Annotated in this window: 4 protein-coding genes and 1 riboswitch; of the genes, 1 reads left to right on the forward strand and 3 read right to left on the reverse strand. The window is 69.4% G+C overall.

The genetic code is table 11. The annotated features are described in order from the left end of the window. Window positions 1-282: 282 nt before the first annotated feature. Window positions 283-3012 (reverse strand): methionine synthase, encoded by a 2730-nt coding sequence (metH, locus tag x551_RS17230; protein WP_148210988.1) that lies wholly within the window; start codon window positions 3010-3012, stop codon window positions 283-285. Window positions 3013-3117: 105 nt separating this feature from the next. After that, window positions 3118-3218: riboswitch (S-adenosyl-L-homocysteine riboswitch) on the reverse strand. Window positions 3219-3323: 105 nt separating this feature from the next. On the opposite strand from metH, the gene x551_RS23660 reads away from it, so the two are divergent. After that, complete coding sequence (locus tag x551_RS23660) at window positions 3324-3863, forward strand: hypothetical protein (RefSeq protein ID WP_148210865.1); 540 nt, start codon at window positions 3324-3326, stop codon at window positions 3861-3863. 39 nt (window positions 3864-3902) lie between these two features. Here x551_RS23660 and x551_RS17240 read toward each other — a convergent pair whose 3' ends face one another. Further along, window positions 3903-4976, reverse strand: a complete 1074-nt coding sequence (locus tag x551_RS17240; protein ID WP_036232601.1) for a homocysteine S-methyltransferase family protein — start codon at window positions 4974-4976, stop codon at window positions 3903-3905. A gap of 309 nt (window positions 4977-5285) precedes the next feature. Continuing rightward, window positions 5286-6163: ATP-binding protein (locus x551_RS17245; protein WP_036249749.1), on the reverse strand; the 878-nt coding region annotated here is incomplete at its 5' end.

Below are 6163 nucleotides of genomic sequence, written 5' to 3' on the forward strand. Positions count from 1 at the left end.
CACGATCTCTTCAACGGGCGCGACCGCCGCCGCGGCAGATGCCGGCTGCGCGCGCTGCTGCAGGGCCAGCGCACTGGCGACTCCGGCAATGGTCAGCGCGACCGCGCCACCGGCCAGCCACATCCAGCGCGGCAGGCCGCCGGCAGTTTTGTCAGATGTTCGGGATGCTGCTTCCATGATCGATCGTCCTCCTTCGGGCGACCGATTGGACACGAGCCACCGCGCCGCGTTGCAGCGGCGAATGCATCAGATGTAAGGCGCCGTTAAACAGCGCCTTACGCGTTACATCAGCGGGGCGAGGGCGCGCTCTGCCTGCGCCAGTTCCTGCTGCGTCCGGCCCGCCCAGTCGCGCAACTGGTCCTCTCCAATCTTGCCGACATTGAAGTAGGCCGCAGCGGGGTGGGCGAGGTAGAAGCCGCTGACGCTGGCGGCCGGCGTCATCGCGAGGCTCTCGGTCAGCGTCATGCCGATCTCCTCGCACTGCAGCGCGCGGAACATGTCGCGCTTGACGGTGTGGTCGGGGCAGGCCGGATAGCCAGGTGCGGGGCGGATGCCGCGGTACTGCTCGGCGATCAGCTGTTCGGTGCTGAGCGCCTCATCGGCCGCGTAGCCCCAGAAATCGGTGCGTACGCGCTGGTGCATGCGCTCGGCAAAGGCCTCGGCCAGCCGGTCGGCCAGCGCCTTCAGCATGATCGCGGAGTAGTCGTCATGGTCGGCCAGAAAGGCCGCCTCCTTCTTGTCGACGCCATGGCCGGCGGTCACCGCGAACAGGCCGACGTGGTCGGCCAGCCCGCTCGACTTCGGGGCGACGAAATCGGCCAGGCAGCGGTTCGGCCGCTTCACGCCGTCGACCACCGGCCGCTCGGTCTGCATGCGCAGACCGTGCCACGTCATCAGCACCTCGCGGCGCGTCTCGTCGGTGTAGATCTCGATGTCGTCGTCGTTCACCGTGTTGGCCGGGTACAGGCCGATCACGCCGTGCGCCTGCAGCCAGCGGCCCTCGATCAGCCGCTGCAGCATGCGCTTGCCGTCGCTCATCACGCGTTGCGCCTCGGCGCCGACCACCTCGTCGCGCAGGATCTGCGGGAAGGCGCCCGCCAGGTCCCAGGTCTGGAAGAACGGGCCCCAGTCGATCTGCTGCGCGAGCTCGGCCAGGTCGTAGTTCCTGAACACGCGGCGGCCGACGAACTTCGGTTGCGGCGGCGCGTAGCCGCGCCAGTCGATCGGCGTCTTGTTGGCCCGTGCCGCGGCCAGCGAGACCATCGGCGTGGCTTTCTTGTTTGCGTGCTGCAGGCGCACCTTGTCGTAGTCGACCTTCAGTTCCTCGATGTACTTCGCGGCCCGCTCGTCGCTCAGCAGCTCGCTGCACACGCCCACGCTGCGCGAGGCGTCAGGCACGTAGACCACCGGGCCTTCGTACTTGGGGGCGATCTTGACCGCGGTGTGGACCCGGCTGCAGGTGGCCCCGCCGATCAGCAGCGGGATCTTCTTCACGCGGAAGTAGTCGTCGCGCTGCATCTCGGCAGCCACGTGCTGCATTTCCTCGAGGCTGGGCGTGATCAGGCCCGACAGGCCGATGATGTCGGCGCCCTCGACCTTGGCCTTCGCGAGGATGTCCTGGCACGCGACCATCACGCCCATGTTGACGACCTCGAAGTTGTTGCACTGGAGCACCACGGTGACGATGTTCTTGCCGATGTCGTGCACGTCGCCCTTCACCGTCGCGATCACCACCTTGCCCTTGGCCTTGGCCTCGCCGCCGGCATCGATCAGCGCCTTCTTCTCCTCCTCGATATAGGGCAGCAGGTGCGCCACCGCCTGCTTCATCACGCGCGCGCTCTTCACCACCTGCGGCAGGAACATCTTGCCCTGGCCGAAGAGGTCGCCGACCACATTCATGCCGGCCATCAGCGGCCCCTCGATCACGTGCAGCGGCCGCCCGCCGTCGGCCCGGATCGCCTGCCAGGCCTCCTCGGTGTCGACGACGATGAAGTCGGTGATGCCGTGGATCAGCGCATGCGACAGCCGCTCGTTCACGGTGCCGGCGCGCCACGCGAGGCGGGTGCTGTCGTCCTTGGCCGCGCCCTTGGCGCGCTCGGCGATCTCGATCAGCCGCTCGCCCGGCGACAGCTGCGCCTCGCCCGGCTTGTAGGCCGGCTTGCGGTTCAGCACCACGTCCTCGACGCGCTCGCGCAGCTCGGCGTCCAGGTCGTCATACACGCCCACCATGCCGGCGTTGACGATGCCCATGTCCATGCCGGCCTGGATCGCGTGGTACAGGAAGACCGTGTGGATGGCCTCGCGCACCGGCTCGTTGCCGCGGAAGCTGAAGCTCACGTTGGACACGCCGCCCGACACCTTGGCGCCCGGCAGGTGCTGCTTGATCCAGCGCGTGGCCTCGATGAAATCGACCGCGTAGTTGTCGTGCTCCTCGATGCCGGTCGCAATGGCAAAGATGTTGGGGTCGAAGATGATGTCCTCGGGCGCGAATCCCACCTCGTCGACGAGGATGCGGTAGGCCCGCTCGCAGATCTCGATCTTGCGCGCGAAGGTATCCGCCTGGCCCTGCTCGTCGAACGCCATCACCACGGCGGCGGCGCCGTAGCGGCGCACCAGCTTCGCCTGGTGGCGGAAGGCGTCCTCGCCTTCCTTCATCGAGATCGAGTTGACGATGCCCTTGCCCTGGATGCACTTCAGCCCGGCCTCGATCACCTCCCACTTCGAGCTGTCGATCATGATCGGCACGCGCGCGATCTCGGGCTCGGAGGCGATGAGCTTCAGGAAGCGCTCCATCGCGGCCTTGCTGTCGAGCATGGCCTCGTCCATGTTGATGTCGATCACCTGCGCGCCGTTCTCGACCTGCTGGCGCGCCACGGCCAGCGCCTCCTCGAACTGCCCGCCGAGGATCATCCGCGCGAAGGCCTTGGAGCCGGTGACGTTGGTGCGTTCGCCGATGTTGACGAACAGCGAGCGCTCGCCGATGGCCACCGGCTCCAGGCCGGACAGGCGCATCGGCGGCACGTTCGAGAAATCAGGAGCAGCAGCTGTCGACATGGCAGTTCACCGAAAGACGCGCCGCGCCGGTGCTGCGGCCCACCCGCAGCCCGCCGGTCGGCGGAGGGGTGAGCGCCGTTGCAGGGCAGCCCTCGCGGTGCCGCCGGCCCGAGCCTGGCGGTCGTCCCAAAGCCTGGGCAACCGTCGCAACGCTCCTCGAGCACCGACGATTTTACGCGCGCCCGCGTTTACAAAGCCTCACCCAATACCCCTCCGCAGTCCGGCCGTCCCCCTTGTGCGGCACGCAGGGCCCGGGTGCAATGCCCGGCATGACACGCTTCTCTCTCTTCTCTCCTTCCTACACGGCCGGGTTGCTTTGCCTGGCATTCGCCCTGGCCGGGTGCGCCAGCCGCCCGGGAGCCCCCGGCACCCCCGGCTCCGGCAGCTCGGGCTTCGGCGGCCTGTTCGGCTCCGGCCTGTCACCGGCGCTGGAGGCCCAGCGCCTGCGCCTCAGGGACGCGCTCAAGGGCACGCCGGTCGTCGTCGACAGCACCGGCGACCACCGCCTGCGTGTCGAGGTGCCGACCAAGCATGCCTTCGACCCGCAGCGCACCGCCGTCAAGCCGGCACTGGCCGCAGTGCTCGACCAGTTCGCGACCGGCTTCAAGCCGCACGCGGCGACCACTGAACTGCAGATCGGCGCCCCGGCCGACGACAAGGTCTCGGGCCGGATCGTCCAGGACCGCGCCGCCAGCGTGCGCGACTACCTCGTGGGCCGCGGCGTGCCGATCTCGCGCATCGTGGGCCTGGGCCGGGCCGAAGGCGCCGGACTGGAACTGCTGGTCAGCGACCGCCCGGCCGGCAAGTGATGCAGCCGATGTGCGCGAAGGCCCGGCGGCCGCGCGCCGTCAGGCCGTCTGCAGATCGCCGTCGGCCTCTTCGCTCAACTCGCTGATCCAGCGCTCCTGCCGTGCGCGCGGCCGGTAGGCGCTGACGCGCCGGGCGATCTCGGCGATGTGATCCGGGGTGGTGCCGCAGCAACCGCCGGCGATGTTCAGGAAGCCGGCCCGCGCGAACTCCTCGACCAGGCCGCCGGTGATCGCCGGGGTCTCGTCGAAGCCGGTGTCGCTCATCGGATTGGGCAGGCCGGCGTTCGGGTAGCAGGAGATGAAGGTGTCGGGCGCGGCCTTGCACAGCTCCTCGATGTAGGGCCGCATCAGCGTCGCGCCGAGCGCGCAGTTCAGCCCCACGGCCACCGGATGCGCGTGGCGCACCGAATGCCAGAAGGCGCTGACGGTCTGGCCGCTGAGGATGCGGCCCGACGCATCGGTGACGGTGCCGGAGATGATGACCGGCAGGCGTTCGCCGGTGTTCTCGAACAGCTCGTCGATCGCGAAGATCGCCGCCTTGGCGTTCAGCGTATCGAAGATGGTCTCGACCAGGAAGAGGTCGGCGCCGCCCTCGAGCAGCCCCTCGCCCTGCTCGTAGTACGCGGCCCGCAGCTCGTCGAAGCTGACGTTGCGCGCCGCCGGGTCGTTGACATCGGGGCTGATGCTCGCGGTGCGCGGCGTCGGGCCGAAGGCGCCGGCCACGAAGCGCGGCTTGTCCGGCGTGCTGAACTTGTCGCAGGCGGCGCGCGCGAGCTGGGCCGCCACCACGTTCATCTCGCGTGCCAGCGGCGCCAGGCCGTAGTCTTCCTGGGCGATCGTGGTCGCGCCGAAGGTGTTGGTCTCGATCAGGTCGGCGCCGGCCGCGAGGTAGCCCTCGTGGATCTCGGTGATGACATCGGGCCGCGTGAACTGCAGCAGCTCGTTGTTGCCCTTCAGGTCCTTGCCGTGGTCCTTGAAGCGCTCGCCGCGGTAGTCGGCCTCGCCGAGCTTGTAGCGCTGGATCATCGTGCCCATCGCGCCGTCGAGGATCAGGATGCGCTGCTTCAGCAGCTCGGGCAACTGGGCGGCACGGGTATAGGGCAGGGCACTCATGCCCCGATTGTAGGAAGGCCGACCGATGCACCTACTGACGAAGCTAGGGCCTGCTAACGCTACCGGAGGGCTCGCGTGACCCAGGAAACGGACGCCATCAAGGCGCACAGCGCAGCCGGGGTCGGCCCCCGGCGAGCATGGGCAACGCCGAGGGCGCCCGTTTCCTGGGATCACCCTTCGGGCCCGAGCTGCGCAGGCCGCAGGGCGGCGTTGCTCAGTTGTTGCGTGCAACAGCACGCCGCCTCCCTCGCGCCTACCCCTGCGGCCTACGCAGCTCGGGCGCAAGCCCTCCGGTAGCGTTAGCAGGCCCTAGCGCACGAAGCCGATGCTGCGGCGCTCGCGCACGCCCGGCTTCACGCGGTGCTCGGCCTCCAGCTGCGAAAGGAAACCGTCGGGCTCGAACACGTCGCCCAGCAGCTCGACCTGCCGCTGCACCGCCGCGAAGTCCCCCGGCGTCAGCACGTCCAGCGCGGCCAACCGGGTGCGCTGCTCCGCGGTCAGCGCGGCGGCATCGCCGCCCAGCGCCTCGGCGACGAACATGCGCTCGCGCTGCGGCGCTTCCAGCGGCTTGAAGCGGATCTTGAACGAGAAGCGCCGCAGCGCCGCCTCGTCGAGCTCGTCGAACAGGTTGGTGGTGCACACGAACACGCCGCCGAAGCGCTCCATGCCCTGCAGCATCTCGTTGACCTCGGTCACCTCGTAGTTGCGCTCGGCACGCTGGCGGCTGCGCAGGTAGCTGTCGGCCTCGTCGAGCAGCAGCACCGCGCCCTCGCGCTGCGCCTCGTCGAACATGCGCGCGAGGTTCTGTTCGGTCTCGCCGACGTACTTGCTCACCAGGTCCGAGGCGCGCTTCGCCACGAGCGGACGCTGCAGCGCGTGGGCGATGTGCTCGGCCAGCGCCGTCTTGCCGGTGCCCGGCGGGCCGTAGAGGCACAGCGTGCCGCAGCCGCGGCGCTGGAGGGCCTCGACGATGCGCGGCAGCTCGAAGCGCGAGTCGACGTTGAGCAGCCCCAGGTCGTAGCGTGTGACCGCCGGTCGCGCCGCGGTGTCGCGCCCGCGCAGGCCCAGTGCCTTGTCGGCATTGCCGAGCTGCCGCTCGATCAGCACCTGCGCCGGCACCGGATCGCTCGCCGCGTCCGCGTCGCCACCGGCCAGCCGCGCGAAGCGCACGGCGGTGCGGATCTGCG

The organism is Methylibium sp. T29 (assembly GCF_000576205.1).
Classification (GTDB): Bacteria; Pseudomonadota; Gammaproteobacteria; order Burkholderiales; family Burkholderiaceae_C; genus Methylibium; species Methylibium petroleiphilum.